We start from the raw sequence: 26,817 nt of genomic DNA, 5'->3' as shown, positions 1-26,817 counted from the left end.
CGGTCCGGCGTGACCGGGCTCGCCCGTCTCACACCGTCAGCCCCCGAACCAGAAGATCCAGCAGCGCGCACACGAACAGGGCAATGCCGATGAAGCCGTTGACGCTGAAGAACGCTCTGTTCACCCGGGACAGGTCGTGCGGGCGGACGATCGTGTGCTCGTACACGAACGCGCCCGCGACGATCAGCAGGCCCAGCCAGAAGAACGCGCCCGCGTCGGTGGCCAGGGCGTACCAGACGAACAACCCCGTCGTCACCGCGTGGCAGACCCGCGCCCCCCAGATCGCCGCCGGGACGCCGAAGCGGGCCGGTACCGACATGACGCCGATCTCGCGGTCGGTCTCGACGTCCTGGCAGGCGTAGATCAGGTCGAAGCCGCCGATCCAGATGCCCACGGCGAGGCCGAGGATCACCGCGTCCCAGGACCAGGCGCCGGAGATCGCGAGCCAGCCGCCGACCGGGCCCATGGCCTGGGCGAGGCCGAGGATGGCCTGGGGGAAGTTCGTGAACCGTTTGCCGTAGGGGTAGACCACCATCGGGATGACGGCGACGGGGGCGAGGGCCAGACACAGGGGGTTGAGGAGCGCCGCCGCGCCCAGGAAGACCACCAGGGCGACCAGCGCGCCGGTCCAGGCGTGTCGTACCGACATCGCGCCCGTGACCAGCTCGCGGTGGGCCGTGCGGGGGTTCCGCGCGTCGATCTCGCGGTCGATGATCCGGTTGACGGCCATGGCGAAGGTGCGCAGACCGACCATGCAGATGGTGACCAGCAGCAGACGGCCCCAGTGGATGTTCCGGTCCCACTGGAACATGGCCGTGAGCGCGGCGATGTAGGCGAAGGGCAGCGCGAAGACCGAGTGCTCGATCATCACCAGGCGGAGGAACGCCTTGGTGCGGCCCGGCTGCGGAATCGCGGCAGAAGCGGAACTCACAGGCCGTACTCCCTCCAGCGGCGGTCCACCTTCGCCGACGTCTCCGGATCGGACTCCACCATGTCGGGCCAGCCCCCGTCGCGCGTGTACCCCTCCTCGGGCCACTTCTTCGTCGCGTCGATGCCCGCCTTGCCGCCCCAGAACTGCTGGTAGGACGCGTGGTCGAGATGATCGACCGGGCCTTCTACGACCGTCAGGTCGCGGGCGTAGTCCGTGTTGCCGAGGGCCCGCCAGGCGACCTCGTGCAGGTCGTGCACATCGCAGTCGGCGTCGACCACCACGATCAGCTTGGTCAGGGACATCATGTGCGCGCCCCAGATCGCGTGCATCACCTTCTGCGCGTGCTTGGGGTACTTCTTGTCGATGGAGACGATCGCGCAGTTGTGGAAACCGCCTGCCTCGGGCAGGTGGTAGTCCACGATGTCCGGCACGATGATCTTCAGCAGGGGGAGGAAGAACCGCTCGGTCGCCCGCCCCAGGGGTCCGTCCTCCGTCGGGGGTCGGCCTACGACGATCGACTGCAGCAGCGGCCGCTTCCGCATCGTCACGCAGTCGATCTTCAGCGCGGGGAAGGGCTCCTGCGGCGTGTAGAAACCGGTGTGGTCGCCGAACGGCCCCTCGGGCAGCATCTCGCCGGGCTCCAGCCAGCCCTCGATGACGACCTCCGCCTGCGCCGGCACCTGTAGCGGCACGGTCTTGCAGTCGACCATCTCGATCCGCTTGCCCGCGATGAACCCGGCGAACAGGTACTCGTCGATGTCGCCGGGGAGCGGGGCGGTGGAGGCGTACGTCACGGCGGGCGGGCAGCCGAAGGCGATCGCGACCGGCAGCCGCTCCCCGCGCCGCGCCGCCACCTGGTAGTGGTTGCGGCTGTCCTTGTGGATCTGCCAGTGCATGCCGATGGTGCGCTTGTCGTGCCGCTGGAGGCGGTACAGACCGAGATTCCGTACGCCGCTCTCCGGGTCCTTGGTGTGCGTGAGCCCCAGATTGAAGAAGGAGCCGCCGTCCTTCGGCCAGGTGAACAGGGCGGGCAGCTGCTCCAGGTCCACGTCGTCCCCGGTCAGGACGACCTCCTGCACCGGAGCGTCCTTCACCTTCTTCGGCGGTACGTGCGTCATCGCGCCGAGCTTCCCGAAGGCCTCGCGCACGCCGACGAACCCGTGCGGCAGCTCGGGCTTCAGCAGCCCGCCGATCTTGTCGGAGATATCGCCGTACGACTTCAGGCCCAGCGCCTTCAGCAGCCGCCGGTCGGTCCCGAACACGTTCATGGCGAGGGGCATCGACGACCCCTTCACCTTCTCGAAGAGCAGCGCGGGCCCGCCCGCCTTCTGCACCCGGTCGACGATCTCCCCGACCTCCAGATACGGGTCGACCTCCACCTTGATGCGCTTCAGGTCCCCCTCGCGCTCCAGTGCCCTGAGCAGGGAGCGAAGATCGTCGTAAGCCATGGGGCCCAGTATCCCCGAGGGGCTACCCTGGCCCCGTCACGGGGGCCGTGCGCGCGGCCCCCGACCGCCGTTCCACGAGGTGACCGCCGATGCTCCGGATCCTGATGTTCGTCGTACCGCTGGCGTTGAGCGTGTACGCCTTCATCGACTGCATCAGCACCGACGAGAAGGACATCCGGCACATGCCGAAGCCCCTGTGGGCGATCCTGGTGCTCCTGTTCCCGCTGGTCGGCTCGATCTCCTGGCTGATCGCAGGCAAGCAGCGCCGCCCGGCGGCGGGCCGCACCGGAGGCCGACGCGAGTGGGTGGCGCCGGACGACAACCCCGAGTTCCTGAAGTCGCTGTCGGACGAGGACCAGGACCAGGACAAGAAGAAGGACGGCGAGGACAACTGACACGGCATCCGTAGGTGCCGTTCCAAGAGCATCGATCAGGCTCCCGGCGCGGCCACCCGTGTCGGAGGTCCCTGCGCGATCAGCGTGCCGCCCGCCCCGCCGCCCGTCGGGCCCAGTTCGATCAGCCAGTCGGATGCCGCGATCACGTCCTCGTTGTGTTCGATGGTGACGACGGAGTGGCCCGCGTCGACGAGGCGTTGGAGGACGTCCACGAGGCGGGAGGTGTCCGCGGCGTGCAGGCCGGTCGTCGGTTCGTCGAGCAGGTAGAGGGTGTGGGCGGCGGCCCGGCGTCCCAGTTCCTTCGCGAGCTTGATGCGCTGGGCCTCGCCGCCCGAGAGCGTCGTCGCGGGCTGGCCTAGGGGCAGGTAGCCGAGGCCCACGTCCGACATGCGGCGCAGCCGGGTGGCGACCGCCGGGACGTCGGCGAAGAGGTCCAGTGCCTCGTCGACCGTCGACTCCAGCACCTCTGAGATGTCATGGCCGTCGTGGCGGACGGACAGCACCTCGCTCCGGAAGCGGCGGCCCTGGCAGGCGGGGCAGCGCACCTCCACGGCGGGCAGGAAGTGCATGTGGACGGTCAGTACGCCCGCCCCCTCGCAGCGCTCGCAGCGGCCTCCCGGGACGTTGAAGGAGAAGTGGCCGGGGGTCAGCCGCCCGCCCGAGGCCGCCGCGAACGTCTCCCGGATGGGGGTGAACGCCTCCGAGTACGTCGCCGCGTTCGAACGCGGCACCCGGCTGATCGGCTCCTGGTCGATGGTGACGACCTTGCCGAGATGCTCCCAGCCGTCGATGCCGTCGTGCTCGCCGGGCCGGTCGCCGCCCCCCTGGAAGTGGCGGTGGGCGGCGCGGCCCACGATGTCCAGCAGCAGCGTCGACTTCCCCGAGCCGGAGGGTCCGGTGAACGTGACCAGACGGCCCAGCGGGATCCGTACGGTGACGTCCTTGAGATTGTGCTCGCGGGCCCCCAGCACGAGCAGCGCCCGGTCCGCGTCCCCGCGCCCCTTGGACACCGGCGCACGCAGCCGCCCGGACAGATACGCGCCGGTCAGGGAGCCCTCGGTCCGGCCGACCTCCCCCGGTGTGCCCTCGGCGACCACCTGGCCGCCGTCCCGTCCCGCGCCCGGCCCGATGTCCACGACGTGGTCGGCGGCGCGCAGCACCTCCAGGTCGTGCTCGATCACCAGCACCGTGTTGCCGAGGTCGCGCAGCCGGCGCAGGACGCCGATCAGGCGGGCCGTGTCCGCCGGGTGCAGGCCGATCGTCGGCTCGTCCAGGACGTACAGCACGCCCGTCAGTCCCGAGCCCAGCAGCGCGGCCAGCCGCAGCCGCTGGGTCTCGCCCGCGGACAGGCTGGGGGTGGGCTGTTCGAGGGTGAGGTAGCCGACGCCGACGTCGACCAGGCGGCGCACCCGCTCGGTGAGGTCCGCGACGACGGGTTCCACGAACAGCCACTCGTCCGGTGTGACCCGGCCGCGCAATCCGCCCAGCCAGGCGGCGAGTTCGGTCAGTGACAGGCGGGCCGCCTCAACGATGCCGAGGCCCTGCACGATCACCGCCCGGCTCTCCGCCCGCAGCCGCGCCCCCGCGCACGCCCCGCACGGCTCCTTCACCATCAGGCGTTCGGTCTTCTCCCGGTAGTCGACGTCGTCGATCCGCTCGGCGTAGCGCCGCATCAGCGCGGTGACCACGCCTTCGAAGCGGCCGGCGGTGACGGTGGCGGGCGGAGGGGTGTCGGGGAAGTACTGCCTGAACTCGGCCGATTCGACACCGTGCAGCAGCAACTGGCGTACGGGCGGCTCAAGTTCGCGTACCGGCGTGTCCGGGTCGAAGGTGAGGCCATAGTGCCGGGCCGCCGCCCGCAGCAGCTGCGTGCTCCGCTCGGTCACCTTGGGATGCCAGCCCACGACCGCCCCGGCCGCGACCGACCGCTCCTCGTCGACCAGGTGCCGGACGTCCGCCCGGATCACCTCCCCCAGCCCGGTGCAGTCGGGGCAGGCACCGGCCGGCTTGTTGAAGGAGAACGTGCCCATGACCAACTCGGGGACGGCGGCGCCGCAGTGCGGGCAGGGGACCGACTCAGGCTCGGCGTCCTCGTCGTACGCGTACGAGTGCGAGGGCGGGATCCGCTCCCCGCAGAAGGGACACGGCCGCACCCCGATCCGCGACCACAGCAGCCGCAGATAGGTGAAGACCTCGGTGACCGTGCCGACGGTGGAGCGGGGGCTGCGGTTGGTGAGGTGCTGGTCGACGCTGATCGACGGGGACAGCCCGGTGATGGAGTCCACCGACGGCCGGCTCACCAGACCGGTGACCATGCCCAGCGATTCCATGTACTGCCGCTGCCCCTCCCGGTGGAGGGTGTCGAGCGCGAGCGTGGACTTGCCGGAGCCGGACAGTCCGGTCAGTACGACCAGCTTGTTCTTGGGGAGGGAGAGGGAGACGTTCTTGAGGTTGTGGAGTCGGGCGCCCTTGATGTGAATGCGGTCGGCCATGGCTTCAAGTCTTTCATTGAAGTCCTGGTTGGGACTTTCTGCGCGCAATCACCCGATGCGCAGGCATTTTGAGTCCCGTAAGCTTCAAATCCGTGACGAACGACGATCGGTTGCGCCCGGTGGACCTCGCCCGCCTGGTCGGTGTCTCCACGCAGCAGATCCGCAACTACGAGGACGCGGGCGTCCTTCCCCCCGCCGACCGCACGGCGTCCGGCTACCGCACCTTCACCGACGCCCACCGCCGCGCCCTGCTCGCCTTCCGCGCCCTGGTGCCCGGCTACGGCCCGACAGCGGCGGCCCGGATCATGCGGACCGTGCACGACGGTGACGTACCGGGGGCGCTGGCGCTGGTGGACGCCGCGCATGCCGCGCTGCACGAGGAACGGGAGCGGTTGCGGGCGACGAGCGAGGCCCTGGAGACCCTCGCCGGCCGCCCCGCGGAGCCGCTGCCGCACTCCGGGCTGCGCGTCGGCGAGGTGGCCGCGCTGCTCGGCGTACGGCCCTCCGCGCTGCGGGTGTGGGAGGCGGCGGGCCTGCTGTCGCCACGCCGGGAGCGCGGGACGGCGTACCGCGTCTACGGACCCGAGGACGTCCGGGACGCCCGCCTGATCCACACCCTGCGCGGCAACCACTACCTCCTCGACCAGATCCGGCCGGTGCTGGACGACCTGCGCCGCGAGGGCGGTACGGAGGCACTGCGGACGGCGATCACCGAGCGGGGCGCGGCCCTGAACGCCCGTACGCGCGCGATGCTCGCGGGGGCCGGGGCCCTGCACGGCTACCTCGACACCATCATCGGAGACCGGGCGACCAATCCACCCCGCCGGCCGTACAGTTGACGCCCCGACGGGAGGAGACAGGGGGCACGCGACCGATGACGAACCCACGCACCGGGACTCCCCGGCCGCCGTCCCCCGCGGCGCCCGGCCGTCGGGCACGGTTCGCCGCCTGGTACGGGCAGCAGGATTCCGGGGTCAGGGCGGCGGTCATCGGGTTCGCCGGTGCCGTGCTCGCCGCGCTGATCGGGGCGGGCGCGACCGTGCTCGTCGTGGTGATCGGACCGGCGAACGACGCGGGCGGCCAGGCGGCGGCCGACCCCCCTCCCCCGTCATCGGTCACCTCCGCCCCCGCCGAGACCCGCCCGGCGGACCCGACCACCGCCCCCGAGCCGCCGCCGCCCACGACGGACTCCCCGTCGCCGACGCCCCAGCCCCCGTCTCCAACTCCGGAACCGGACCCGGAAACGGAAGCTCCACCGACCCTCCCCGTCCCCCCACCCGCCGAGCCGCGCGTCCGCTGGCAGGGCACGGTGGTGCTGGACGGCAGCGCGGGAGTCAGGGGCTGGTTCTTCGACTCGGTCCCGCCCGGCCGGGCGCCGATGGGCGACGTCGCGATCCGCGGTGTCAACGAGGTGTACGGCCCCTGGGCGATCGCCGCCTGGCCGGGTTCGGACCCGCCGGAACGAGCCGAGTGCGTCACGCTGCTCAACACCCAGCTGGGCGACCCGGCGCTGGACGTCCAGGTCGGCGACCGGGCGTGCTTCGCGACGGAGAACCGACGCATCGGCTCCTTCCAGGTGACGGACATCCCGGATCCCGATCACATCCGGCTGGCGGTGACGGTCTGGGAAGGGCCGTGAGATCGTGCTCGTGGACCCGGCTCTGTGGAATGAGGACATCGGTGAGTGATCCCCGCAGCCCCCGTATCCCGACCATCGATCTACGGCCCTGGCTGTCCGGCGACCCCCAGGCCCGCGCCGGTATCGCCCGTACCGTCGACGAGGCCCTCCGGACGGCCGGTTTCCTGCTGGTCACCGGGCACGGCGTGGACCCGGCCCTGCGTGCCCGCATCCGTGCGAGCGCCCGCTCCTTCTTCGTGCTCCCCGAGTCCGTGAAGCAGCGGTACGCCGCGAAGGTCGGCGGACGCGGCTGGCTCGGGCCCGGCGCGGAGGCCAACGGGTACGCGGAGGGCACCGAGACCCCGCCGGACCTGAAGGAGTCGCTGACCTTCGCGACGCACGAACCGTTCGACGACCCGGTGGTCAACGCGGAGTGGTACGCGCCGAATGTCTTCCCGGCGGAGGTGCCCGAGCTGAGGCCGCTCTGCGAGGAGTACCTGGCGCGGATGGCCGAGCTGGAGAACGAGCTCCTCTCCCTCCTCGGCCAGGCCCTGGGCCTCGAACCCGACTTCTTCACCCGGCACATGGCCCACCCGACGTACGGCTTCAACATCAACTGGTATCCGGGCACGGACGTCATCGGCGCCCCCGAGCCGGGCCAGTTCCGGATCGGCCCGCACACCGACTTCGGCACGGTCACCATCCTGGACCGGCAGGCCGGCAAGGGCGGACTCCAGGTGTACACGGACGAGGGCGGCTGGGAGGACGCCCCGTACGACCCGGAGGCGTTCACCATCAACATCGGCGACCTGATGGCCCGTTGGACCGGCGACCGCTGGCGCTCCGGCCGCCACCGCGTCCTGCCCCCGCCCGCGGACGCCCCGACGGAGGAGCTGATGTCCCTCGTCTACTTCGGCGAGTGCACCCCGGGGACGATCGTCGAGTCGGTACCGGCACCGGTGGGGCGCGTGGCGTATGGGCCGGTGGACTCGCATGTGTACTTGAGGGAGAAGCTCGACTCGATCACCGTGGACTGACTACGAGGTCCAGGCTCTCTAGGAATCCCCCTCCAGCACCTCGATCAGCCGCTCGAAGCGAAGCCGCCACCCCCGCTCCGACTCCCACTCCCCCTCGAACTCGTGTGTGAACCGCAGCGCGCTGCCCTGCTCCCCGTCCCGCTCCAGATGGAACCGGATGCGGCCGCCGCCCTCCACCGTGTACTCGGCGACCCGGTCGACGTCCCAGGCGGTGATCCGCCCGGACCCGATGTCACGCAGAGTGACCGCACCGCCGAGGTGGGGTTCGAGCACGTCCGCCGGGGTGAACCAGGCCGCGAGCCCGTCGGCGGTGGCCACCGAGGGCCAGACCTGCTCCATGGGACGCGGGAGCCGCACCAGGAAGTGCAGGATGTGCGTGTTCCCGTGGGTCTGGCTGATGCCCTGCTCGATGGAACCGGTCATGAGACCAGTGTCTCCGACCAGCTGAGCTGTCTCACGTGCAGCGCGGCTCAGAACCCGACGGACTGGAGGGCGCTCAGCCCCACGTCGGCGTAGGAGTGCTTGCCGGAGACGAAGATGTTGACGCCGTAGTAGTTGAACAGCCAGCAGCCGAAGGCGATCAGGGCGAGGTAGGCGGCCTTGCGGCCCTTCCAGCCGGCCGTGGCCCGGGCGTGCAGGTAGCAGGCGTAGGCGACCCAGGTGATGAACGACCAGGTCTCCTTGGGGTCCCAGCCCCAGTAGCGGCCCCACGCGTCGCCCGCCCAGATCGCGCCCGCGATGATCGTGAACGTCCACAGCGGGAAGACGGCGGCGTTGACCCGGTAGGAGAACTTGTCGAGGGAGGCCGCCGCGGGCATCCGCTCCAGCACGGAGGTCGCGAAGCGCCCGGGCTTGCCGCCGCCCGCGAGCTTGTTCTCGTAGGAGTCGCGGAAGAGGTAGAGCAGCGTCGAGACCGCGCCGACGTAGAAGACGGCACCGCACAGGATCGCGGTGGAGACGTGGATGTACAGCCAGTACGAGTGCAGGGCGGGAACCAACTGGTCGCTGGCGGTGTACAAGACAGTGACAGCCAGGCCGAGATCGAGGAGGACCGTGGTGACCAGGGGGAGGCCGAGCCAGCGGATGTTCTTCTTCAGCGCGAGCAGCGTGACGTACACACCGACGGCGACCGTGGAGAAGGTGATGTTGAACTCGTACATGTTGCCCCACGGCGCCCGCTGCACCGACAGGGCCCGAGCGAGCACACCGCCGAACTCGATGAGGAACGCGAGCACGGTGAGGGACACGGCGATACGCCCGTAGAGGTCGCCCTTCTCGTCGCCACCGTGCGCCCCGGGCCCGTCGGGTACGTCCCGGCTGCCGGCCGCGGCCCGGACGACGACCTTCGGCCGCTCCAGTACGGCGGTCCCGCCGGCGTTCTTCACCGTGACGGCGGGTGCCTCGGCCTTCTTCGTCGCGGTGAGCGCGGCGGCGGTGCGGCCGACCTTGCTGCGGCTGCCGAAGATCCATTCGGCGATGTAGGCGAAGAAGGCCAGGGTGTAGACGGCCATCGCGGAGTAGATCAGCGTGTTGCTGAGGTCCGCGAGGTGTTCGTTGGTGGCGGCGGCGAGAGTCACTGCTCAGCCCCTTCGGCAGGTACAGCGGGGTCGGTTGTGTCGGGTTCGTGGTCGGGGTCGGGTGCGCCCGGCGCCTTCTCGTACAGCGTCCCGGCGAGGTCGCCCAGCTCCTCCGGCACCTTCGCGGACTCGCTGCGGCCGAGGCCGGCCATCTCGACGACGGTGACACCGTCGGCGCCCCGCACCGCCCGCACCCACACGCGGCGGCGCTGGACGAACAGGGAGGCGGCCAGGCCCAGGATCGCGGCGACGGCTCCGGTCAGCGCCCAGCCGCTGCCGGGCTGCTGGGTGATCTGGAAGCCGGCCCACTCCTTGACGCCCTCGAAGGTGACCGAGCCGGCCCCGTTGGGCAGCGTCATGGTCTCGCCGACCGCCAGCCGCTCCTTGAACAGCTTGCCCTTGGAGTCCTTGAACTCCTTCAGGTTCTTCGTGTTCAGCTGGTACACGCTCTGCGGGATGCCCGAGTCGACCCCCAGGTCGCCGTGGTACGCCGACAGCGCGAGCCGCGGGTTCAGCAGCGCCGGGAACTGGGAGAGCATCGTGCCGTGGCCCTCGCCGGCGAAGGACGGCACGAAGAAGGCGTTGAAACCGAGCTGTTCCCGCTCGCCCTGGGCGTTGCGGTAGCCGTCCATCACCTTGATCGCACCGGAGGAGGTGACATTGGCGTCGAGCGGCAGCAGGGGCACGGCCTGCTTGTTCATCACGACGTTGCCCTCGGCGTCCCGGACGGTGACGATCGGGGCGTAGCCGTGGCTGACCAGGTAGACCTTCGAGCCGCCGATCTCCAGCGGCTCGTTGACCTTGATGGTGGCGTTCCGGTCCTTGCCGTAGGCGCCGACGCTGTAGGTGACGTTCGCCTGGAAGGTGCGCGCGGTGCCCCGGTTGGGGCCGGTGGCCTCGTAGGTGCCGTGGAAGTCGTTCAGGGTGAAGCTGAACGGGTCCAGGTCGTCCTGGGTGAAGAGGTTGCCGGACTTGAAGTCGTCGTACTGGGTGAGGGTGTTGGCGAAGCCGTCGCCCTCGAGGATCAGCTTGTTGCCCTCGGACTTGAACAACTGGCCCCAGGCGAAGGCGATCAGCATCACGATCAGCGCGAGGTGGAAGGCGAGGTTGCCGACCTCGCGCAGATAGCCCTTCTCGGCGGCGACCGCGTCACGGGAGACATGGGCGCGGAAGCGGCGCTTCTTCAGCAGCGCGAGCGCGGCCTCGCGGACCTGCTCGGGCTCGGCCTCGGTGCGCCAGGTCGTGTACGCGGGAAGCCGGGTGAGGCGCTTGGGTGCCGCCGGGGGGCGGCTGCGCAGCTGGCCGACGAACTGCCAGGTGCGCGGGACGATACAGCCGATGAGGGAGATGAACAGCAGGATGTAGATCGCGGAGAACCACACCGAGCTGTAGACGTGGAAGAGGCCGAGCTTGTCGTAGATCGGCGCGAGGGTCTCGTGTCGGGCGCGGAAGTCGGCGACCTGGGTGGCGTCGGTGCCGGTCTGCGGGATCAGCGAGCCGGGGATCGCGGCCAGCGACAGCAGCAGGAGCAGAAGCAGCGCGACCCGCATCGAGGTGAGCTGCCGCCAGAACCAGCGGGCCCAGCCGATGACGCCGAGGGCGGGCAGGCCCGGTGCCTCCTCGGCGGGCGCGGTGGACAGCTGCGAGCCGGCCGCGCCGAGGTCCTGGTCCGGGGCAGGGGCCTGGCCCTCGGGAGCGTTCGTCGTCGTCTTGCTCATCGATCAGATCCCCACAGTGAAGCCGTTGGACCAGGTCTGCATCTCCTGCACCAGGCGGTCCCACGCGCCGGTCAGCAGCAGCACACCGGTGGCGATCATCATGATCCCGCCGATGCGCATCACCCAGACATAGTGGCGCTTGACCCAGCCGAAGGCACCGAGGGCCTTACGGAAGGCGACCGCGGCGAGCACGAAGGGGACGCCGAGGCCGAGGCAGTAGGCGATGGTGAGGAGGGCGCCGCGGCCCGCACTGGCCTGGTTGGAGGACAGCGCCAGCACGGAGGCGAGGGTCGGGCCGATGCACGGCGTCCAGCCGATGCCGAACAGCGCGCCCAGCAAGGGTGCGCCGACGAGCCCGGTCGTCGGCCGGGTGTGGAAGCGGAACTCGCGCTGGGTGAGCCAGGGCATCAGCCCCATGAAGAAGACGCCCATGAGCACCATGAGGACACCGAGCACCTTCGTCAGCGTGCTCTGGTGTTCCAGCAGCGTCGAGCCGAAGTAGCCGAACAGCGCCCCGCCGGAGACGAACACGGCGGTGAAGCCGAGGACGAAGAGCGAGGCGCCGGTGACCATCCGCCCGCGCCGGGCCTCGGCCAGGTCCGTGCCGGTGACGCCGGTGACGTAGGAGAGATATCCGGGTACGAGCGGCAGGACGCACGGCGAGAAGAAGGAGACCAGGCCGCCGAGCAGCGCGATGGGCAGGGCGAGCAGCAGGGCGCCGTTGCGCACGGTGTCGTTGAGCCCGGTGGCGGCGAGCTCGGTCACTGCCGTCACGTCACTTCTCCGCGAGGACCGGGTCGAGGATCTCGCGCACCTTCTCCTCGCTCAGCGGCTGGAGGGTGCGCGCGGCGATCTTTCCGTCCCGGTCGATGACGAGCGTGGACGGGATGGCCTGCGGGTTGAGAGTGCCCTTCTCGAAGCGGAGCATCAGCCTGCCCGTCGGGTCGTACAGGCTCGGGTAGGTGACGCCGAACTCCTTCTCGAAGGCGATCGCCGGACCGGTGCTGGTGTCCCGGGTGTTGATGCCGACGAACTGGACGCCCTGGTCCTTGGTGTCCTGGTAGACCGTTTCGAGGTTCTTGGCCTCGGCCCGGCACGGCCCGCACCACGAGCCCCACACGTTGAGGACGACGACCTTGCCCTTGTAGTCGGCGACGTCGAGCTGCTTGCCGTCGATGGTCTTGCCGGACAGATCGGGCGCGGCGGTCCGCTCGCCCTTCTCGACGGTGTCGATGCCGTCGGCGCCGGCGACGAAGTTGGTGTCGCCGCCTCCCCCGGACGTACCGCCGGAGCCGCACGCGGACAGCAGCAGCGCGGCGATGGCGGCGCCGGAGGTGGCGAGCAGGGCGGTACGGCTACGGGCGCGGCGGGCGGCACTCATGTGAAAAGTTTCGCATGCCCGTTCTGGGGATCTTGCGCACCCCCCTCACGGGCCGAAACCCGCATTTCAGGCGGCGTTCTGCGAGCCCGCGGTGTTGGTCGAGGGCGCCTTGATGAAGCCCTGCCAGCCGCCGGCGGGCGCCTGCCCCACGTCCAGTGTGCGCAGCTGGTCGAGGACCTCGGGCTTCTGTACGTCCAGCCAGTCCACGAACTGCCGGAAGGAGACCAGCCGGACGTCCTCGCCCTTCTCCTTCTCCCGCGCGATGTGCTTGAGGGCTTCCTCCACGGCGTCCATGTAGATGCCGCCGTTCCACTGCTCGAAGTGGTTGCCGACGAAGAAGGGGGCGCGATTTGTCTCGTATGCCCGCTTGAAGCCCTGGATGTAGGCCTGCGCGGACTGCTCACGCCAGCCCGGGTAGTTGTACGCGGGGGCCTTGGTGGAGTTCACCGACTGGTTGGCGAGCATGTTGTAGTCCATCGAGAGGACCTCGAACGAGCGGCCGGGGAAAGGTATCTGCTGGAGCGGAAGGTCCCATATGCCCTGCTTCTTCTGCGGCCAGACCTGACGTCCACCGGGCGAGGAGGCGTCGTAGCGCCAGCCGAGCGCGCGGGCGGTGGGCAGCAGGTTGTCCTGGCCGAGCAGACAGGGTGTACGGCCGCCGACGAGTTCCTTGTCGTAGTCGAAGGGCAGCGACGGCAGATCGGTCCAGCCGGTGTTGGTCCGCCACTGCTTCACGAACGACGTGGCCTGCTCGATCTCGCTGCGCCACTGCTGCGGCGTCCAGTTGCCGACCGAGCCGCTCCCGGCGCAGAAGTGGCCGTTGAAGTGGGTGCCTATCTCGTGGCCCTCCAGCCAGGCGCGGCGGACATTGGCCAACGTGTCCTTGATGTGCGCGTCGGTGAGGTAGCCGATGTCGGAGGCGCCGCGCGGGTTGTTCGGCGGGTCGTAGAGCCGCTTCTTCGACTCGGGCAGCAGATACAGCCCCGAGAGGAAGAAGGTCATGTGCGCCTCGTACTCCTTGGCGAGGTCGAGAAAGCGCGGGAAGAGCCCGTTGCCGACCTCGCCGGCCCCGTCCCAGGAGAAGACCACGAACTGCGGCGGGGTCTGCCCGGGCTCCAGCGGCTCGGGCTTGGCGGGCTGCTTGGGCTGCTTGCCGGTGAAGGCGGTCGAACCGTCGCCTATCGGACGGGCGGTGGGCTTCGGGCTGCTTTCCGGGCTGCGTCCGGAACCTCCGGCGTGGGTCGGCCCGTCCGAGGAAGTGAGGGTTCCGCATCCGGCGAGCCCCAGGGCGGCCGCCGCCCCCACGCCGAGCCCCATCGCTCCCCGTCGACTGATGTGAGGCATGCCATCCCCGTCCGTTGTGCTCTGTGCTGGTCACCCAGTCAGAGGGCACGACGAACGGGGAGGTTCCGGTGATGGGCAACCATTCCGGAACAAATGCAACAAGGGCGCAACAACGCCGGTAAGGGGCGCGGGGAACTCCGCGACCAGCCACGACGGGCCCGCAGACGAACGACGGCATATCGCGGCCCCGCGGCGGAGCCGCATATCGGTACAGCCCGCGGAGCGCTACGCCCCGAAGGCCTTGCCCTGCCCCTTCACCGGCTTGGCGCCCGCGAGGAGATGGGGCGGTACGAGGTCCCGGGCCGGCTCGGTGTAGCCGACGGAGACGATCCGGTCGCCCTCGTAGGTGAAGGACGTCAGCGACGCGAGCGTGCACTGCCGGCGGCGCGGGTCGTGCCACAGCCGCCGCTTCTCGACGTACGACCGCACGATCCAGATCGGCAGCTGATGGCTCACCAGCACCGCCTCGTGCCCACGCGCCGCGTCCTTCGCCGCGTCCAGCGCACCCATCATGCGGATGACCTGCTCGACGTACGGCTCACCCCACGACGGCCGGAACGGGTTGACCAGATGCTTCCAGTTGCCGGGTCGGCGCAGCGCCCCGTCCCCCACGCCGAAGGCCTTGCCCTGGAAGACGTTCTCGGCCTCGATCAGCCGGGCGTCGGTCGCCAGGTCCAGCCCGTGCGCCTTGGCGATCGGCGTCGCCGTCTCCTGCGCCCGCTCCAGCGGGGACGCGACGACGTAGGTGATGTCCCGGGAGGCGAGGTGCTCGGCGACCCGGTCGGCCATCTGCCGCCCGAGCTCGGACAGGTGGTACCCGGGCAGCCGCCCGTACAGAATCCCGTCCGGATTGGCGACCTCGCCGTGCCGCATCAGGTGGACGACGGTGATGTCCCGCGCGCTCATGCCGTGGCCTCCGCCGCCGCGCGGGCCGCCGCCGGGAGGGCGTCGGCGATCCGCTGCACCGCGCGCTCGTCGTGCGCGGTGGACACGAACCAGGACTCGAAGGCCGACGGCGGCAGATAGACGCCGTTCGCCAGCATGGCGTGGAAGAAGGCGGTGAAGCGGTACGACGCCTGGGCCTTGGCGCCCTCGTAGTCGCGCACGGCGCGGTCGGTGAAGAACACCGAGAACATGTTGGAGGCGTTCTGCACGGTGTGCGCGACGCCCTCCTTGGTCAGCGCCTCGCCGACCAGCGCCTGGATCTGCCGCGACACCTCGTCGACCTTGGTGTACGCCGCGTCGTCGAGGAGCCGCAGCTGGGCGAGGCCGGCGGCGGTGGCGATCGGGTTCCCGGAGAGGGTGCCGGCCTGGTAGACGGGACCGGCAGGGGCGAGGTGCGCCATGACGTCCGCGCGCCCACCGAAGGCGGCGGCGGGGAAGCCACCGCCCATCACCTTGCCGAAGGTCATCAGGTCGGGAACGACGCCGTCGACGCCGTACCACCCGGAGCGGCTGGTCCGGAAGCCGGTCATGACCTCGTCGGAGATGAACAGGGCGCCGTTCTGCGCGCACGCGTCCTTGAGCCCCTGGTTGAAGCCCGGCAGCGGCGGTACGACGCCCATGTTGCCCGGCGACGCCTCGGTGATCACGCAGGCGATCTCACCGGGGTGGGCGTGGAAGGCGGCGTGCACGGCTTCGAGGTCGTTGTACGGCAGGACGATGGTGTCGCCGGCCTGGGCGCCGGTGACGCCCGGTGTGTCCGGCAGCGCGAAGGTCGCCACACCGCTGCCCGCGGCGGCGAGCAGGGCGTCCACGTGCCCGTGGTAGCACCCGGCGAACTTGATCACCTTGGACCGCCCGGTGAACCCGCGGGCGAGCCGGATGGCGGACATGGTCGCCTCGGTGCCACTGGACACCAGCCGCACCTGCTCGACCGGCCCGACCCGCTCGACGATCTCCTCGGCGAGCGCGACCTCACCCTCACCGGGCGTCCCGAAGGACGTACCGTGCGCGACCGCCTCCTGCACGGCGGCGATCACCTCCGGGTGGGAGTGCCCGAGAATCATGGGCCCCCAGGAACACACGAGGTCGACGTACTCCCGCCCGTCCGCGTCCGTCAGATACGGCCCGCTGCCGGACACCATGAACCGGGGCGTACCGCCCACGGCGCGGAAGGCACGCACCGGGGAGTTGACGCCGCCGGGCGTGACGGCGGCCGCACGGTCGAATAGAGCCTGCGAGACAGGCGCTTCGTATGAATAGGGCAGTTCGCTCATGACGTGCGACTTCTCCGACTTCTCGGACTTCCGGTTGCCAGTGACCTCCTCAGGGTAGGCCGCGGCACCCCGTGATCGATCCTCCTCCACCCGCCTCCGTCTGCGAAACTGAGACCTGATACACACAGCTCTTGCGGGGCATGGTGTTCAGGGGCTGCGAAGATCCTGCGGACAGGTGTTTCAACGCACGTTTCGGCGCGCGGCCGTGGGGGAGGTCACTGACACGATGATCGGGTTGCGCGGCGGGGGCCACGCGTCCTAGAAAAGCAGTCGGGTGGAGATATGCATCGCGGTGGCGGACTGGGCGAGGGGACTGATGACCTGGGTCCTCGACGCGCCCGGCGGGGAAGGCACCGGCGCGACGCGGAGGAATCTGCCGACGCACGTCAGACACAGGGTGTGCCGAGTGAGCCCGAGCGGGTCGACCGACTCCGGGCGGGGAGCAGGAATGGTGGTCGGGTGGGGGTGACGTACAAGTACTTCGGCGCGCCGGACGGTGCTACGGCGGCCCGCGTCCCGATCTCGATGCGTCCCGAGGAACTCGGCGGCGACGAGCTCGGCATGAACGGCATGTTCACCAAGATCAAGCCGGAGACGATGGCCGCGATGGTGCTGACGGGCATCCAAGGGGTCCCCCTCCACAAGGTCCCGCCCCTCGAACTGGTCGTCCTGCACCCCGACTACGCCGTGGTCAAACTCCCGATGACCGTCGTCGACCCCCTGCGCGGCATCGGCGAGGAGGCGGTGGGCGCGGCGGCCTTCATCTGGTCGACGGTCCCGGACCGGGGTGGGCCGCGGGATGCGTTCAATGTGTACCAGCTGCTGCATGAGTGGCAGGACTTCTCGCATCGGTTGCATGAGGCGGGGCATCAGCCGTATTGCTTGGTTTGGCCCTGACCTGGGGTTTCTTGCGGATCGGGCGGGGTCTTCGGGCCTCGCCCTTTTTGGTGCCGGACAGGGGCCGTCAGGCGGCCAGGGCACATTGAGGGCACATTGATTTCGTTGGGGGCACTGATGTGCCCTGGGTTCCAGGCCGATCGCCCTCGTCTTCCGCCTCGGCTTCTTCCGTGAAGGCGTCGTCGATCGCCTTGCGCGTGCGAGTCTCGCTGGACGGCAGCAGGTGCGTGTACGTCCGTAGCGTGAAGCCGGGATCCGAGTGTCCGAGGTACTCCGAGAGCGCCTTGATGCTCTCCCCCGCGTCCAGGAGCACGGAGGCGTACGCGTGCCGGAGGGCGTGCATGCCGTCCTCGGGGGCCGCCTGGAGGTAGCGCGCGCCCCGCTCTCGGGGAGGGATCACGCCGGCGGCGGCCAGGGCGCGCTTCCAGTCGCCCATATTGAAGACGCTGCGGTTGTACGCCCCACTCTTCTTGTCAACGAAGAGGAGGCGGAAGGTCTTCGGCTCACCGTCCGGCTTGGCCCAGGGCAGGGTGACCTCGACCGCCGGGAACTCCTTCATGTGAGCCTTGACGGCGACGGCAAGCTGGGCCGGTAGGGGTACCGACCGGATCTTGTTGCCCTTGGGGAGGGCGAAGACGGGCTTCGTGCCGACGAGCCGCACCTGGCGGTTGACGTGGATCCAGCCGCCCTTGAAGTCGATGTCCTCGACTGCGAAGCCGAACACCTCGCCCTGGCGCAGGCCACAGCCGAAAGCGAGCTTGCCGCCGGCCTGGAAACGCTTCGGCAGCCCGTCGATGACGGCATGCACACGCTCCAGCGACCAGGGGATGACCTTCTTCTTGGTCGCGGTCGGCAACTTGACCGACTTCGCCTTGCAGGGGTTCTTCGGCAGCAGCCCATCCTCCACGGCCATGCCGAGGATGCTGGAGCGAAGATGCCCTCGATCGTCGACACCTCCAGTTCGGCGTCCTGGAGCGTGCGAATCCAACCCTGAATGATCGAGGGCTGGTTGAGGGACCGCAGCTCGCGTCGGCCGAGGTGCTCGACGATGTGGTTGCGGACCGTCGCCTCGTAGCGGAGCGCGGTCGTCGGGCCGACGGAGTTCGCGTCGAGCCACTTCTGCGCGTAGGCGCCGAGCGTCTGCTTCGTCTCGGCCGGGACGACGTAGGAGCCGCGCCGGATCTCGACGTCGACCTCGGCGGCGCGGTTGTCCGCCTCGGCCTTCGTGTGGAAGTTCTCCTTGCGCTGGTGGCCGTCCAGGTCGCGGTAACGGACCTGCCAGCGCTTGCCGATGCCGTGGTCGGCGGTGGGGACCATTCGCTTCGTACGGCTCTTGTGTTCGCCGCACTCGGTCTCGGTGGGCTTGGGGTGGGACTTGTGCCAGCGGTCGTACACGTCAGCCAAGAAGGGCCTCCTGGATGGGGTTAGGGGACTGGGCGGTGGCGTAGGGCGCGGCGATGTGCGTCAGCCACGGGAGCAGCAGGGCTGCGGGAGGGGTCGCGAGCTGGTGCTGGGGCAGGCTGCGCACGAGGCGTAGGTGCTCGATTGCGCGGGCGGTGTGGAGGCCGGCGGGGCCTATTTCGACAGGTCGGTTGGGCATGACAGATAGCTGTAACTTGCAGTCGGCCGTTATGGCAAGAGTTAGTTCTTAAACTCTCCAAAAGTCGTTCGGGGGTGAAGTGGTGTTCGTCTCGTCGAATTCCGGCACATCACGAGCCATTTCGGCGGGGAGGTTGTGCTACCTTCCCTCCGCGTCAAAGGAGTGGGCGATTTGAGCACCTATCGGATGGGGTGTCCGGCGGGCTGGCCGCGCCACTCCTGACTGCTGGACGCCGCCTCTGAGCTGCCGAGGTACCGGATTCCGGCACCTCCGCCGGTTGCTTCTCCGCAGAAAATTTCGGCTTCCGTGAGAGCGATTTCGGCAACCGGGGATCCGCCCTTACTGTTTTGGTCTTCCCTGGCGACGCAGAGGGAAGTAGCCGGGGGTTTCAGAATCCACTCTGGACGCTTCCCAGGTGGTGTGGTTGCTGTGTTGTCCACGCCTGCCATCCAAAACCCTGATTCCGATATGGAGACCTCATTGCCGAACCACTCCCCGCGCCTTGCCGGCGCCGAGCGTGACCAGCTCGCCACTCCCGCCGACGTGGCCGCGTACCTCGGGGTACCGGTGAAGACCCTCTACCAGTGGAAGTACCGGGGCATCGGCCCCAGCGTCCACAAGGTCGGCCGTCACCTGCGCTACCGCTGGCGGGAGGTGGACGCGTGGCTGGATGCCCAGACCTCGTACGACCTCACGGCCTGACCCCGCGTCTGGCGCGGACAACGAAGCGGCCCCCGGCGCGCCAACGCCGAGGGCCGAAGACTTCCCAACTGATCGCCCATCCCTGAACGAATGAGCTGGTGAGGGGCGGGACCTTGCCCGTCCTGCCTCTCACCGGAGAGGAACGCCTATGGAGGACTCTACGTCCCCCAACTCCACGAACACCTCCCCGACCGACTGGCCCACTCCCGCGGTCCCCGGCGAAGGCATCCCCTGGCGCCGCAGGGACCAGGCGGACACACGGTCCCCGGCGCCGGGGACCGTCGAGCATTCGGCGGATGTGGAGGCACACGAGGACCGTCCCCAGCCGTCTGCTGATGCCGCTGTTGGGGACCGTCCCCGCGAAGTGCCCGCTGCTCGGTCCCCGCACGTCCCGGTCCCCGTATCGACATCCGGCGCAAACCCGCAGGTCAGCAGCGCCAAAATGGGGACCGGTCCCCAAGAGGCTGCAGTTGCACCAGGGGACCGCAACGGGGACCGTGATCACGGTCCCCGCCAGTCACTGGGGACTGACAACCCGTGGCGGGAACCGCCCAGCAGGAGGGGACCGGTCCCGTCGACGCACGGGGACCGGATCACGGGACCGGCTCCCGGCCTCATGGGGGACCGGCAGACCCTGCGGAACGGGGTTCCGGTGAGGGTGCGGAACTGCTGGATGAGTTGCGGGCGGCGATCGGCAAGTACGTCGTGCTGCCCAGTGACGAGGCGCTGACAGCGGTCACCCTGTGGGTGGCGGCCACGCACATCCAGACCGTTCTGCAGCACGCGCCGCGTCTGGCGGTCGTAGGCCCGACGAAGGGCTGCGGCAAGTCCCGTGTTCTGGACGTACTTCACGAAACCGTCCACCAGCCGATCATGACGGTGAACATGTCCACGGCCGTGCTCTGCCGCGTCATCGGCAAGAATCCGCGCACGATCCTGGTGGACGAGGCCGACGCCATCTTCAGCAAGGCCGGCGACAACGAGGAATTGCGCGGCCTGTTGAACGCCGGACATCAGCGCAACCGGCCCGCCTGGCGCATCTCCGGTCCGGAGCACAAGCCGACCCCGTATCCGACCTTCGCCATGGCCGCACTGGCCTCGATCGGCGACCTGCCCGACACGATCACGGACCGAGCGGTCGTGCTCCGTATGCAAAAACGCAAGCCGGGCGAGAAGGTGACCCCGTTCCGCTCGCGCTACGCCACACCGGAGCTGAACGCGGTGCGGGACAAGCTGGCCGTCTGGCTGGGCCCGCGGCACGGCACGGCCGGCCGCATGGCGCCGACCATGCCGGTGGAGGACCGGGCGGCGGACACCTGGGAACCGCTGGTCATCATCGCCGACTTGGCCGGCGGCCACTGGCCCGCCCGTGCCTGTGCGGCCTTTGCGGCCATGACCCGGTTCGAGGCCGCCCAGGACGAGCAGACCAACCTGAAGACACGGCTGCTGCGCGACATCCATCGCGTCTTCGAGGCACACGGCAACCCCGAAGCCCTGTCCGCCCTGGATCTGGTCACCGCCCTGCTCCAGGACCCCGACGCACCCTGGGCAGAGCACGGCGCCAACAGGCTCAACGCCTACCACCTGGGCAGAATGCTGCGGGACTTCGACATCCGCCCGGCCAACTACCGGTTCGACAAGGGCAGGCAGGCCAAGGGGTACGCCCGTAACCGGTTCCTCGACAGCTGGGCCCGGCACTGCCCCGACCTCACCGAGACGGCGCCCGCCCCCGCGCACAACGCCACGCCCGCGCGCCTGGCCCAGAGCAAACCGCCCGTCGCCCCGGCGGGTCAGCCGCCCATCGGCCCACCCGGCGGCCCCGCCGGCCCGAAACACGCCCGCTGACCCACCTCCCCCTGGGTCCGTATCACTGCGTCGCATCCGTCCCCGCGCAGGTCAGCGCGGGGACGGATGTCATCACCGGGACCGACTTCTCCGTACCTGCCCGAGCGTCCGTACCTGTCCTGACCAGGCATGGGACGGATGCGACGCACGTGACACGCCTCCCGCCCCCTCACCACCCGAGCACCACCATGCACGAACAGCACCACGAACTCCCCACAGCTCAACAGCAGATGCACACCACCTCAGCCCCAGACAGCGCAGCAAGTTGTCGGGTAAGGAGTCCTTCCCCGACCTCCGCCCCTGGGGTGGCGGAGGCACCCGGCGCCGAGGGGGCAGCGGGATCGGCTGGCCTGGGGAAGCCGACCGAAACGGGAGCCACCAGACCTTCGCCAACCGCCGCGCAGACGCCGACGCCGCAGCGCCGTCTGCGTCAGCCGCGCCTGCGTGAGCGTCGCGTCCACCCCCGTTACAGCGACAGCGAGTTCACCGACCTCGCCCACGCCGCCGCGCTCAGCCGTATGCAGATCGGCGGCTACGTTGCCGAAGCGTCGCTCGCCGCGGCCCGCGCCCAGGACCCCACAGCTGCGATCGCCGACTACCGCGCCATGGTGAAGGCGCTGATGGCCGCCAACCGGCAGCTCGGCGGCCTCGGCAACAACCTCAACCAGCTCACCTGGCACCTCCACAAGGACGGCGCCTGGCCCGAGCCGGACGTCGTCCACCGGCTCCTGGCCCGCGTCGAAGCGTCGCTCGCCGACGTGGACACCGCCGTCGCCCAGGTCACCGAGGGAAGGCAGGGCCGGTGATACCGAAGATCATCACCGGCAGGGGCAGTACCCGCCGTCTGATCGCCTACCTCTTCGGCGAGGGCGACGCCAACGAGCACGTCGACCCCCACCTGGTCGCGTCCTGGAACGACTTCGCCCCCGATCCCGGCCGCAGCCCGCACCGCGACCCGAAGGAGGTGCAGAAGCAGCTCTACACGCAGCTCGACCAGCCGGTGGCCATGCTCGGCCGCCAGGCCCCGAAGACGACGGTCTGGCACTGCCCGGTCCGCGCCGCTCCCGAGGATCCCATCCTGTCCGACGCCCAGTTGGCGGAGATCGCCCGCCGGATCGTGGCCGCCGCCGGCGTTGCCCCCGCCGGGGACACGGAAGCCTGCCGCTGGGTGGCCGTACGGCACGCTGACGACCACATCCACATCGCCGCCACCCTCGTACGCCAGGACGGCCGCCGCCCCAGACGGGACTTCGACATCCGAGCCGTCCAACGTGAGGCTCGCCAGATCGAAGTCGACTACGGGCTGAGGCGGTTGAAGCCCGGTGACGGCACCGCCGCCAAACGCCCCACCAGCAAGGAGCACTTCAAGGCCAAACGCCTGGGCCAGGACGCCCCCTCACGCGAGATCCTGCGCCGACGTGTCCGTCGCGCGATGGCCGCCGCCTCCACGGAGACCGAGTTCTTTGCTCTGCTGGAGGCATCGGGTGTGGCGGTGCGGCCCAAGACCGAACCGTCCGGGGACGTGACCGGCTACAGCGTCAGCCTGCCCGGTGACGTCAACAAGCAAGGCGAACCCATCTGGTACGCGGGCTCCACCCTCTCCGGCGACTTGTCCCTGCCCCAGGTCCGCAAGCGCCTGCCGACGGCCGCTCCCGAGCCGGTCACCGTCCAGCCGGGCAACCCCTGGCACCAGGCCACCGCCTCCACCGAACGCATCCCCCACCACCTCACCCGCAGCGACGACGGTGTGGCTCAGGGCCAGCTGGCCGCGCTCGGCGGAGTACTCGACCTGCTGCCCGTCACGGCCCAGGTAGCAGCACGGGTCGAGCTGGAACGGGCCGCCGTGGCGTTCGAGCGGGATACTCACTCCCGCATCGCCGCCGACCACTCCAGCGCCCGAGTCCTGCGGCGCAGTGTCCAGATGATCTGGAACGACGCCGCGCGACACGGCGACGGTGCCGGCCTGGCGATGCTGATCGACGTAGCGCTCACCGCGGTTGCCTACGCCGTGCACTGGCATCGCACCCGGCAGCACGCCCAGCAGGAGGCCGCGGCCGAAGAGGCGCTGGTCCACCTGCAGGCGGCTCACGTGCAGATCACCGAACCGGTCCTGGCCCGCTTTGCCGCCCGAGCGCCGGGGACTCAGATCAAGCGCCGCTACGCCTACCACCTGCAGCAGGCGGTCCCCGAGCACGCCGAACGCATCCTCAACGACCGAGCCTGGGATGGTCTGGCCACCGTGCTCGCCGAGGCAGAGTCCGCAGGCCACAACGTGTCCACGCTCCTCGACCAGGCGCTCAGCCAACGCACGCTGGACGACGCCCGCAGTCCCGCTCGCGCCTTGACCTGGCGGATCCGTCGACTTGGCGAGCGTCACGCACCTGGCCCCCAGGCCCAGGCAGCCAACGCCCGACACGCCGCGCAACGCCCAACCCCGCCTCCACCCGCTCCGGAGGCCAGGGGACAACAGCGCTGATCACGTCGCCACGCACACCACAGGGGCGAGAAGTTCCAACGCCTCCTCCCATCGGTATCGATCCGCGCCACCGCCGACCTTGGGCCGGTGAGGTTCGTACGAGCCGATCAGTACGTCCATCTGACGCAGGTGTTCAAAGCTCCGGCGGTATGCGGGATGGGCGGCCTGGGCCGAGTTCAGGTACGGCAGAACAGCGGTCGGGATGCCCATCCCATATGCCTCGCACAGGATGCCCAGAGCGAGGGTGTCGGAGATGCCCGCGGCCCACTTGTTGACCGTGTTGAAGGTGGCCGGCGCAACCGCGATCGCGTCCGCGGGTGGCAGCGGCCGGGCCTCGCCGGGCGCACGCCAAGCGGAGCGGATCGGGTAGCCGGTCTGGGCTTCGATCGCCTCGGTGTCAAGGAAGCCGAGGCCCTGCGGGGTGGCGACGACTCCGACGTCCCAGTTCCGTTCCTGCGTGGCGGTGATCAGCTTACCGACGTCACCAGCGATGCCACACGCGCAGACGACGACGTACAGGAAGGGCTTCTTGGGCGGTTCCTTGGTGGTGGGCTCGGTCACGCGTGGGCTCCAGGATGGTGAGCTTCTCGTTGGGCGGCCAGCTGATCGGCCAGCGCATCGGGCCCGAACCTGCTCAGGGCCCACAGGCTGCTGGATCGACGTGCCCACCGCCAGAGCGGGTTACCCACGGGGGTGTGGAAGGGCAGCACGGGAATGCCGTGGGCGTCGAAAGGACCAGCGTCGAGGTAACGCAGACCACCGGTGCCGCACAGATAGTGAGTACTGCCGGTGGCTGCCGCAAGGTCGGCGAGGCGCTCGGAGCGGCCTTGCCGGGTCGGGATCTCACTGCTGTCCCGCACCTTCCCCGACCAGCCGAGAGCGCTGAGCAGGGCGATCGTCGATGTCCTCGCCAGGTCGGCCACACGGCCCGACTCGTCGAGCGCGTCCAGTACCTCGGACACAGCACCCCAGTAGGGGCTGCGGCCGTAGTACTGGCGGACGAGAAGCTGGACCGTCCGGCGCGAGCGACGCGGATCAACGAGCCGTGCCTGGCTAATCAGCGTCGGGCGCCCGTGGGGAAGGTGCGTCGGGAGCGTGAGCCACTGCTGTCGGGATGGATCGTCCAGGGCGGCGAGACGGGCGCGGTGCTGGTAGTCGCGCCGGGCGAACTGCACGTCGTCCAGGACGATCCACAGGTCGGCGGAGAACAGCTTCGCCAGAGTGGACAGCCGGGGAAACAGGTTCGGTTGGTGGATCGCGCACAGCCCGTCCGACGCATCGGCGCTGGGCGGCTCAGGTGCTGATGAGGCGGCTGTCGAAGCCGGCGCCCAGGAGGCGCTCGTAAGCGTCATACACATCCCCCGGTACGTCCTGCTCGACGGCGAAGCCGAGCTTCGGGTACTCGATCACCCGTTGCAGGTCACCGACGAGCATGTCGACGACGAGCTTCTCGTCGCCGATGGACTTGATGTAGTCGTCCAACTCCAGCGGCTCGGAGGCGCACACGACCTCAGCCTCGGGCCACAGCTTGCGGCAAGTCGCATACGAGCGGCGCTCCATGTACGGCTTGGAGATCAGCAGCAGCGACTGCATTTCCACCCCGGCCTCGGCCAGCAGTTCGCGGGAGAAGGTGATGTTCTGGCCGGTGTTTGCGGCCTTCGACTCCACGATGATCGCCTCGTCCGGCACCCCCAGGCTCAGCGCGTGCTCGCGGTAGTGGACGGCCTCGCCGCGCGGGAAGCGAGCGCGGGTGGTGGGGCTGTTGCCGCCGCTGAAGACCACGACCGGGAAAAGGCCAGCGCGATAAAGGTCGACCGCAGTAGTCGCGACCCCGAGGTCGTGGCTGCCCAGGCCGATCGCCGCCGAGCAGGGCCGCAGCTCGTGGCCCATCTGGTGGTAATTCCAGATCAGCGTCGCGTCGTGGAACTGCTCGTCGGTGATCTGGCGCTGCTGGTGCTCCGGCACTGGCACTCCCTGGCTCATCCTTGCTGGCCCTTTCGGATGCCCTCAATACTGCGCAGCTGGTGGCTCAGCCCGTACTGCCGGGCCACCTGTGCCGCCTGATCGAGGACGGACAGCCCATCATTCCGGGTCGCCGCATCCGACAGAAGGATGTGCCCGTACGCGGTGTCCAGCCTCACCCGCTGCATCGGGGAGTCGACCGTGCCGGTGGTGCGCGCGATGTCGATGTAGTGCAGTGCCTGCTTCAGGTCGCCGGCACCGCGACGGGCCAGGGCCAGCTTCTGGTGGGCGACCGACCAGTCCTCCGGCTCGCCCAGGTCCTCGAAGGCACGAGTGGCGGCCGTCATCGCGTTGGTGGCGTACTCGTTGTCGCCCTCCTTGCTCAGCGCCGTACCCACCCACAGCCCCGCCCTGGCACGGTCACGCGGGCTCAGGCGCTGGTCCCCCGCGAGGAGTTCGTAGTGGCGAGCGGAGGATTCCAACTCGCCCGACATTTCCTGAACGACGGCCAGGGACAGCTCGATCTGAGCCACCCGGCGTGGGATGTCGAGCTCGGTGAACATGCCGCGGGCAGTCAGGTAGGAGTGGCGGGCGGAGAGTGGGCCGAGGATCGCGCCCTGATCGCGCTGGAGGTCGCCCAGGAGCACGAGAGAACGGCCGTACAAATAGAGCCCCTTGTCGTCCAGCTGCTGGGGTGCACGGCTGCCCAACCAGCGGTTCAACAGGGTTGAGGCGAACGGGAAGTCCTGACGGCTGATGCAGACAACAGCGCGCTCGATGTCCTCGGTCCAGGTCTCGTAGTCCGCCGGCCGCGCGCTCTTCCGCTCAGGGAACAGCATTGCCTCGAAGCGGGCTTGGGCGGCGGAATCCGCCCGTGCGAGTGCGGTGCCGAGGATGGCCTGGGTGTCCGGTCGGGGCCGTGTCTCCGCGCCGAGGCTCTCCCACTTCGCAACCGTGCGCAGCGCGACACCGAGGTGCTCGGCGAAAGCGCGCGTGCTCATACGCAACGCGGCGCGCAGGGCGCTCGCCTCCCGACCTGTCCATTGCTGCACGCTGACCACGGATGACCTCCCTCCGTCACGTATGGAGGCACTGTCGGTGACGACGTGGGGTGGGAAGTGCAACGGAAGTACAACAGCAGGTCATTTCAAGGCCGTTCACGACGGCCGACGCTA

General features: G+C 69.6%; 25 protein-coding genes and 1 pseudogene. 9 read left to right on the top strand and 17 right to left on the bottom strand.

Features of this window, described 5'->3' with window-relative positions:
- Window positions 1–28: 28 nt before the first annotated feature.
- Together mqnP and SSP24_RS12085 are read right to left on the bottom strand one after the other, a co-directional pair.
- Window positions 29–931 (bottom strand): menaquinone biosynthesis prenyltransferase MqnP, encoded by a 903-nt coding sequence (gene mqnP, locus SSP24_RS12090; RefSeq protein WP_141309521.1) that lies wholly within the window; start codon window positions 929–931, stop codon window positions 29–31.
- On the bottom strand, window positions 928–2,379 hold the full coding sequence (locus tag SSP24_RS12085; RefSeq protein ID WP_141309520.1) for a menaquinone biosynthesis decarboxylase: 1,452 nt from the start codon (window positions 2,377–2,379) through the stop codon (window positions 928–930). Before SSP24_RS12085 ends, mqnP begins: the two co-directional genes overlap by 4 nt.
- An 89-nt stretch (window positions 2,380–2,468) precedes the next feature.
- Between SSP24_RS12085 and SSP24_RS12080 the strand changes: the two genes are divergently transcribed.
- A complete protein-coding gene (locus SSP24_RS12080) occupies window positions 2,469–2,774 on the top strand; it encodes a PLD nuclease N-terminal domain-containing protein (RefSeq protein ID WP_141309519.1) in 306 nt (101 codons plus the stop codon).
- Window positions 2,775–2,809: 35 nt separating this feature from the next.
- On the opposite strand, the gene uvrA is transcribed toward SSP24_RS12080, so the two are convergent.
- On the bottom strand, window positions 2,810–5,266 hold the full coding sequence (uvrA, locus tag SSP24_RS12075; protein WP_141309518.1) for an excinuclease ABC subunit UvrA: 2,457 nt from the start codon (window positions 5,264–5,266) through the stop codon (window positions 2,810–2,812).
- A gap of 92 nt (window positions 5,267–5,358) precedes the next feature.
- Between uvrA and SSP24_RS12070 the strand changes: the two genes are divergently transcribed.
- From SSP24_RS12070 to SSP24_RS12060, 3 genes are read left to right on the top strand one after another with little or no spacing between them, the layout of a single operon-like run.
- Window positions 5,359–6,105 (top strand): MerR family transcriptional regulator, encoded by a 747-nt coding sequence (locus tag SSP24_RS12070; protein WP_141309517.1) that lies wholly within the window; start codon window positions 5,359–5,361, stop codon window positions 6,103–6,105.
- A 35-nt stretch (window positions 6,106–6,140) separates the two neighbouring features.
- Entirely contained in the window at window positions 6,141–6,905 is a 765-nt protein-coding gene (locus SSP24_RS12065; protein ID WP_141309516.1) for a hypothetical protein, read from the top strand.
- A 41-nt stretch (window positions 6,906–6,946) separates the two neighbouring features.
- Window positions 6,947–7,921 carry an isopenicillin N synthase family dioxygenase gene (locus tag SSP24_RS12060; protein ID WP_229864967.1) on the top strand — a complete coding sequence of 325 codons (975 nt, stop codon included), beginning with the start codon at window positions 6,947–6,949 and terminating at the stop codon, window positions 7,919–7,921.
- Window positions 7,922–7,939: 18 nt separating this feature from the next.
- On the opposite strand, the gene SSP24_RS12055 is transcribed toward SSP24_RS12060, so the two are convergent.
- The 8 genes from SSP24_RS12055 to hemL all read right to left on the bottom strand — a co-directional run bounded on the left by SSP24_RS12055 (window position 7,940) and on the right by hemL (window position 16,160).
- The gene (locus SSP24_RS12055; protein WP_141309514.1) at window positions 7,940–8,344 is read right to left on the bottom strand and encodes an SRPBCC family protein; all 405 of its coding nucleotides are present in this window, start codon (window positions 8,342–8,344) and stop codon (window positions 7,940–7,942) included.
- Window positions 8,345–8,391: 47 nt separating this feature from the next.
- Window positions 8,392–9,498 carry a c-type cytochrome biogenesis protein CcsB gene (ccsB, locus tag SSP24_RS12050; protein WP_141309513.1) on the bottom strand — a complete coding sequence of 369 codons (1,107 nt, stop codon included), beginning with the start codon at window positions 9,496–9,498 and terminating at the stop codon, window positions 8,392–8,394.
- Window positions 9,495–11,216 carry a cytochrome c biogenesis protein ResB gene (gene resB, locus SSP24_RS12045; RefSeq protein ID WP_141309512.1) on the bottom strand — a complete coding sequence of 574 codons (1,722 nt, stop codon included), beginning with the start codon at window positions 11,214–11,216 and terminating at the stop codon, window positions 9,495–9,497. Before resB ends, ccsB begins: the two co-directional genes overlap by 4 nt.
- Window positions 11,217–11,219: 3 nt before the next feature.
- Window positions 11,220–11,990, bottom strand: a complete 771-nt coding sequence (locus tag SSP24_RS12040) for a cytochrome c biogenesis CcdA family protein (protein ID WP_167529573.1) — start codon at window positions 11,988–11,990, stop codon at window positions 11,220–11,222.
- A gap of 1 nt (window position 11,991) precedes the next feature.
- Window positions 11,992–12,597, bottom strand: coding sequence for a TlpA family protein disulfide reductase (locus tag SSP24_RS12035; protein ID WP_141309511.1), 606 nt, complete (start codon window positions 12,595–12,597; stop codon window positions 11,992–11,994).
- A 66-nt stretch (window positions 12,598–12,663) separates the two neighbouring features.
- Window positions 12,664–13,941 carry a polysaccharide deacetylase family protein gene (locus tag SSP24_RS12030; protein ID WP_141309510.1) on the bottom strand — a complete coding sequence of 426 codons (1,278 nt, stop codon included), beginning with the start codon at window positions 13,939–13,941 and terminating at the stop codon, window positions 12,664–12,666.
- A gap of 225 nt (window positions 13,942–14,166) precedes the next feature.
- Entirely contained in the window at window positions 14,167–14,847 is a 681-nt protein-coding gene (locus tag SSP24_RS12025; RefSeq protein ID WP_141309509.1) for a histidine phosphatase family protein, read from the bottom strand.
- The gene (gene hemL, locus SSP24_RS12020) at window positions 14,844–16,160 is read right to left on the bottom strand and encodes a glutamate-1-semialdehyde 2,1-aminomutase (RefSeq protein ID WP_141309508.1); all 1,317 of its coding nucleotides are present in this window, start codon (window positions 16,158–16,160) and stop codon (window positions 14,844–14,846) included. The genes SSP24_RS12025 and hemL overlap by 4 nt, the downstream gene beginning before the upstream one ends.
- Window positions 16,161–16,619: 459 nt before the next feature.
- Between hemL and SSP24_RS12010 the strand changes: the two genes are divergently transcribed.
- On the top strand, window positions 16,620–17,057 hold the full coding sequence (locus tag SSP24_RS12010) for a hypothetical protein (protein ID WP_141309506.1): 438 nt from the start codon (window positions 16,620–16,622) through the stop codon (window positions 17,055–17,057).
- Between the two features lie 67 nt (window positions 17,058–17,124).
- Here the strand turns inward: SSP24_RS12010 and SSP24_RS12005 are convergent.
- Together SSP24_RS12005 and SSP24_RS12000 are read right to left on the bottom strand one after the other, a co-directional pair.
- Window positions 17,125–18,452: pseudogene (locus tag SSP24_RS12005) on the bottom strand (tyrosine-type recombinase/integrase).
- Between the two features lies 1 nt (window position 18,453).
- Complete coding sequence (locus SSP24_RS12000; RefSeq protein ID WP_141309505.1) at window positions 18,454–18,657, bottom strand: hypothetical protein; 204 nt, start codon at window positions 18,655–18,657, stop codon at window positions 18,454–18,456.
- A 468-nt stretch (window positions 18,658–19,125) separates the two neighbouring features.
- Here SSP24_RS12000 and SSP24_RS11995 point away from each other — a divergent pair, with 468 nt between their 5' ends.
- The 4 genes from SSP24_RS11995 to SSP24_RS11980 all read left to right on the top strand — a co-directional run bounded on the left by SSP24_RS11995 (window position 19,126) and on the right by SSP24_RS11980 (window position 23,680).
- Window positions 19,126–19,359 carry a helix-turn-helix transcriptional regulator gene (locus tag SSP24_RS11995; protein ID WP_170320875.1) on the top strand — a complete coding sequence of 78 codons (234 nt, stop codon included), beginning with the start codon at window positions 19,126–19,128 and terminating at the stop codon, window positions 19,357–19,359.
- 678 nt (window positions 19,360–20,037) lie between these two features.
- Window positions 20,038–21,204, top strand: coding sequence for a DUF3631 domain-containing protein (locus tag SSP24_RS11990; RefSeq protein WP_141309504.1), 1,167 nt, complete (start codon window positions 20,038–20,040; stop codon window positions 21,202–21,204).
- A 305-nt stretch (window positions 21,205–21,509) separates the two neighbouring features.
- Entirely contained in the window at window positions 21,510–22,010 is a 501-nt protein-coding gene (locus tag SSP24_RS44010; RefSeq protein ID WP_141309503.1) for a plasmid mobilization protein, read from the top strand.
- The gene (locus tag SSP24_RS11980; RefSeq protein WP_141309502.1) at window positions 22,007–23,680 is read left to right on the top strand and encodes a mobilization protein; all 1,674 of its coding nucleotides are present in this window, start codon (window positions 22,007–22,009) and stop codon (window positions 23,678–23,680) included. The genes SSP24_RS44010 and SSP24_RS11980 overlap by 4 nt, the downstream gene beginning before the upstream one ends.
- On the opposite strand, the gene SSP24_RS11975 is transcribed toward SSP24_RS11980, so the two are convergent.
- Genes SSP24_RS11975 through SSP24_RS11960 form a run of 4 tightly spaced genes read right to left on the bottom strand, consistent with a single transcriptional unit; the run spans window position 23,681 to window position 26,703 of the window.
- The gene (locus tag SSP24_RS11975; RefSeq protein WP_141309501.1) at window positions 23,681–24,241 is read right to left on the bottom strand and encodes a flavoprotein; all 561 of its coding nucleotides are present in this window, start codon (window positions 24,239–24,241) and stop codon (window positions 23,681–23,683) included.
- Window positions 24,238–25,032, bottom strand: coding sequence for a WbqC family protein (locus tag SSP24_RS11970; protein ID WP_167529572.1), 795 nt, complete (start codon window positions 25,030–25,032; stop codon window positions 24,238–24,240). Before SSP24_RS11970 ends, SSP24_RS11975 begins: the two co-directional genes overlap by 4 nt.
- On the bottom strand, window positions 24,974–25,663 hold the full coding sequence (locus SSP24_RS11965; RefSeq protein WP_141309500.1) for a YdcF family protein: 690 nt from the start codon (window positions 25,661–25,663) through the stop codon (window positions 24,974–24,976). Before SSP24_RS11965 ends, SSP24_RS11970 begins: the two co-directional genes overlap by 59 nt.
- Window positions 25,660–26,703 (bottom strand): helix-turn-helix domain-containing protein, encoded by a 1,044-nt coding sequence (locus SSP24_RS11960; protein WP_141309499.1) that lies wholly within the window; start codon window positions 26,701–26,703, stop codon window positions 25,660–25,662. The genes SSP24_RS11965 and SSP24_RS11960 overlap by 4 nt, the downstream gene beginning before the upstream one ends.
- Window positions 26,704–26,817 lie beyond the last annotated feature (114 nt).

It is taken from the genome of Streptomyces spinoverrucosus, from assembly GCF_006539505.1.
Taxonomy (GTDB): Bacteria; Actinomycetota; Actinomycetes; order Streptomycetales; family Streptomycetaceae; genus Streptomyces; species Streptomyces spinoverrucosus.
The sequence above is the reverse complement of the archived record's forward strand: the minus strand, read 5'-3'. Positions and strand labels throughout refer to the sequence as shown.

Coding starts and splice junctions, on each gene's coding strand:
- SSP24_RS12085 (WP_141309520.1), bottom strand. CDS start 2,379: ATGGCTTACGACGATCTTCGCTCCCTGCTCAGGGCACTGGAGCGCGAG.
- SSP24_RS12080 (WP_141309519.1), top strand. CDS start 2,469: ATGCTCCGGATCCTGATGTTCGTCGTACCGCTGGCGTTGAGCGTGTAC.
- uvrA (WP_141309518.1), bottom strand. CDS start 5,266: ATGGCCGACCGCATTCACATCAAGGGCGCCCGACTCCACAACCTCAAG.
- SSP24_RS12065 (WP_141309516.1), top strand. CDS start 6,141: ATGACGAACCCACGCACCGGGACTCCCCGGCCGCCGTCCCCCGCGGCG.
- SSP24_RS12055 (WP_141309514.1), bottom strand. CDS start 8,344: ATGACCGGTTCCATCGAGCAGGGCATCAGCCAGACCCACGGGAACACG.
- resB (WP_141309512.1), bottom strand. CDS start 11,216: ATGAGCAAGACGACGACGAACGCTCCCGAGGGCCAGGCCCCTGCCCCG.
- SSP24_RS12035 (WP_141309511.1), bottom strand. CDS start 12,597: ATGAGTGCCGCCCGCCGCGCCCGTAGCCGTACCGCCCTGCTCGCCACC.
- SSP24_RS12030 (WP_141309510.1), bottom strand. CDS start 13,941: ATGCCTCACATCAGTCGACGGGGAGCGATGGGGCTCGGCGTGGGGGCG.
- SSP24_RS12025 (WP_141309509.1), bottom strand. CDS start 14,847: ATGAGCGCGCGGGACATCACCGTCGTCCACCTGATGCGGCACGGCGAG.
- hemL (WP_141309508.1), bottom strand. CDS start 16,160: ATGAGCGAACTGCCCTATTCATACGAAGCGCCTGTCTCGCAGGCTCTA.
- SSP24_RS12000 (WP_141309505.1), bottom strand. CDS start 18,657: ATGCCCAACCGACCTGTCGAAATAGGCCCCGCCGGCCTCCACACCGCC.
- SSP24_RS11995 (WP_170320875.1), top strand. CDS start 19,126: ATGGAGACCTCATTGCCGAACCACTCCCCGCGCCTTGCCGGCGCCGAG.
- SSP24_RS11970 (WP_167529572.1), bottom strand. CDS start 25,032: ATGACGCTTACGAGCGCCTCCTGGGCGCCGGCTTCGACAGCCGCCTCA.
- SSP24_RS11965 (WP_141309500.1), bottom strand. CDS start 25,663: ATGAGCCAGGGAGTGCCAGTGCCGGAGCACCAGCAGCGCCAGATCACC.